3 protein-coding genes and 1 pseudogene are annotated in these 2015 nt (G+C 52.7%); 2 read left to right on the top strand and 2 right to left on the bottom strand.

Annotated elements, in window-relative coordinates; all coding sequences use genetic code 11:
* Positions 1 to 37 precede the first annotated feature (37 nt).
* Positions 38 to 673: a glycine-rich domain-containing protein gene (locus tag AC2LB6_RS24540; protein WP_490095467.1), complete on the top strand. Its 636-nt coding sequence runs from the start codon at positions 38 to 40 to the stop codon at positions 671 to 673.
* Positions 670 to 858, top strand: a complete 189-nt coding sequence (locus tag AC2LB6_RS24535) for a hypothetical protein (RefSeq protein ID WP_490095466.1) — start codon at positions 670 to 672, stop codon at positions 856 to 858. Before AC2LB6_RS24540 ends, AC2LB6_RS24535 begins: the two co-directional genes overlap by 4 nt.
* 29 nt (positions 859 to 887) lie before the next feature.
* Here the strand turns inward: AC2LB6_RS24535 and AC2LB6_RS24530 are convergent, their stop codons facing one another.
* Positions 888 to 1478 carry a tail fiber assembly protein gene (locus tag AC2LB6_RS24530; RefSeq protein ID WP_490095465.1) on the bottom strand — a complete coding sequence of 197 codons (591 nt, stop codon included), beginning with the start codon at positions 1476 to 1478 and terminating at the stop codon, positions 888 to 890.
* Positions 1478 to 2015: pseudogene (locus tag AC2LB6_RS24525) on the bottom strand (phage tail protein); the annotation flags it as partial. The pseudogene AC2LB6_RS24525 and the gene AC2LB6_RS24530, both read right to left, overlap by 1 nt.

Here is a 2015-nt window from a genome sequence, read left to right as displayed (position 1 = left end):
AAACCTCGGTTTAACAGAAAAGTTTTCAGGGCGTTTATTGAAGTTAAATCGCATCACTGAAAACGCTTCTTACGATAAGCCTGCCGCCCGGCTGTTAAAGATTACCGTAACAGCCGGAGGGGGTGGAGGTGGCGGCGCTGCTGCTGCGGGTAACAGTCAGGGTGCGGTAGGTTCAGGCGGCGGTGCCGGTGGAACATCAGTATCATGGTTCGCGGTGGATGACCTTGAATTTCCAGTGAAGCTTACCGTCGGTAAAGGTGGTCTGGGTGGTGTGGGTGCTGCTGAACCGCAGCCCGGCCAGAGCAGCAGTTTCGGCAAGTATCTTTCTGCTGGCAATGGGGCCAGAGGTGCAAGCGGCACCGTGTTTAATTACGGTGAATTTCGCCTGCTTTCTAACGGTGGCGGTGGAACTGGTATTGGTGGAAATTTTATGAATATCAGAGGCGGCGCAGGCGGGCCAGCCATCACCCTCAGCAACGGATATGAAAGCGGCGGCGGTGGCGCATCATGCCATTCCGCTGGCGGCAACCCGATAGCTGCAGGTGTAGCTTTTTCAGGTGAAGACGGATTGTTCGGTTCAGGCGGCAGCGGCGCTTTTTCTGTCAGTAATTCAGCAGCGCAGACAGGCGGAAAAGGCGGAGACGGAATAATTCTGATCGAGGAATACGCATGAAAACTTACGCACGCATTGAGCGAGAAGTTGTACAGGAATTATTCACTACAGACAGCAATATCAAAGAGTTATTTCACCCTTCCATGCAGTGGGTTGATGTTACCGGCTTAGCGCCGGAGCCGACTGAAGGCTGGCAATATGAAGATGGTCGTTTCTCTGAACCATTACCGATGATTACGATCTGAATATTAAGCCCGCGATGCGGGCTTTGTTATCATTGCGGTTTTTGCGGCCACGTGATTGCAGGATAAGCCTGAACGTTCACAGCCTGGACAGCCTGCACGTACTTCATCCATGACATAAGAGAAGCTTTATCTGCTTCAGTAATCATCTCTAAGCGCAGCTGGGTTTGCCATGCCTGCGTAATGCTGTTCGCTTCCGCAACCAGTGAAGCCTGCCTTTCTCTGGCTTCTTTGATAGCTGCCGCTTTCTCTTCAACTGGATCAGTTACCCATTTCTCACCATCCCATTTATCCCAGGGGGTTGCTGGTTTGAGTGGCGTAGTGTGTGCCGGATAATCACCCGGTACGTTAATCAGCACTGCTGCGCCGTCAGTGACTGAATAAACAGTTTCCCCACGATGATCAGCAACGGCCTGCCAGTTGCCGTCATGATAAATCGCTACATTCCCGACTTCAGTTGCGGGCGGGGCTTTGATGCAGGCATTAGCGGGCAGGCCAACACCCTGCGCCAGAAACTCATCGCTGGAGCCGGTAAACTCACCGCTTACCACATCATAATTATAAATTGTCAGTGTACCTGCCAATTTTGCGAGGCCGTTTTTATCAAGCGTTGCTTTAGCCATTACGCAGCCCTCACGATGTAGTTAAACGCCACGTTACGCGGACGCATTGTGATCCATACAGAGCCGCCCTGAATACCGGATTGCAATTGAGTAGCTTGGATTGAGTTGTCGCTGAGTACTGCGCCTAAAACACCATTATCAGGTGTTTTCGCATCGCCAGGCTGAGTCTTAGTGAGTGAATCAGGCTGATTAAATGCCGTACCCACGGTAGCCCCCGAGGTTGTCGCATCAATACCTGGGTAGTCAACTGCAGCTGTTCGCAGGCCAGTCGATGCCTGTGAGGAACCCAATGCACGCCCACTATCAACCCCGCGCCCATCATCCCATCCACGGATAAACTCGCCACGTAGATCGGCCAGCTTCAGCCCCGGATAAGCCAGCGCCAGTTTTGGGTATAGCGTACCGCTGAAACTTGCCCCGTTACTTTTCAGAAAGACCATGCCAGCCATTGAGGGAAAGAGTTCGTCAGGCATTTTGGTGTGAGGCCAGGGGAACGGTGAACCGATAACGGGCGCGCCTTCGCCTAAACCGAGGTTT

This window comes from Pantoea sp. RCC30.1 (assembly GCF_058148845.1).
The sequence above is the reverse complement of the archived record's forward strand: the minus strand, read 5'-3'. Positions and strand labels throughout refer to the sequence as shown.

Bases quoted from the DNA above. Each gene is read 5' to 3' on its own strand.
- AC2LB6_RS24530 (WP_490095465.1), bottom strand. From the start codon at position 1,478: ATGGCTAAAGCAACGCTTGATAAAAACGGCCTCGCAAAATTGGCAGGT.
- AC2LB6_RS24535 (WP_490095466.1), top strand. From the start codon at position 670: ATGAAAACTTACGCACGCATTGAGCGAGAAGTTGTACAGGAATTATTC.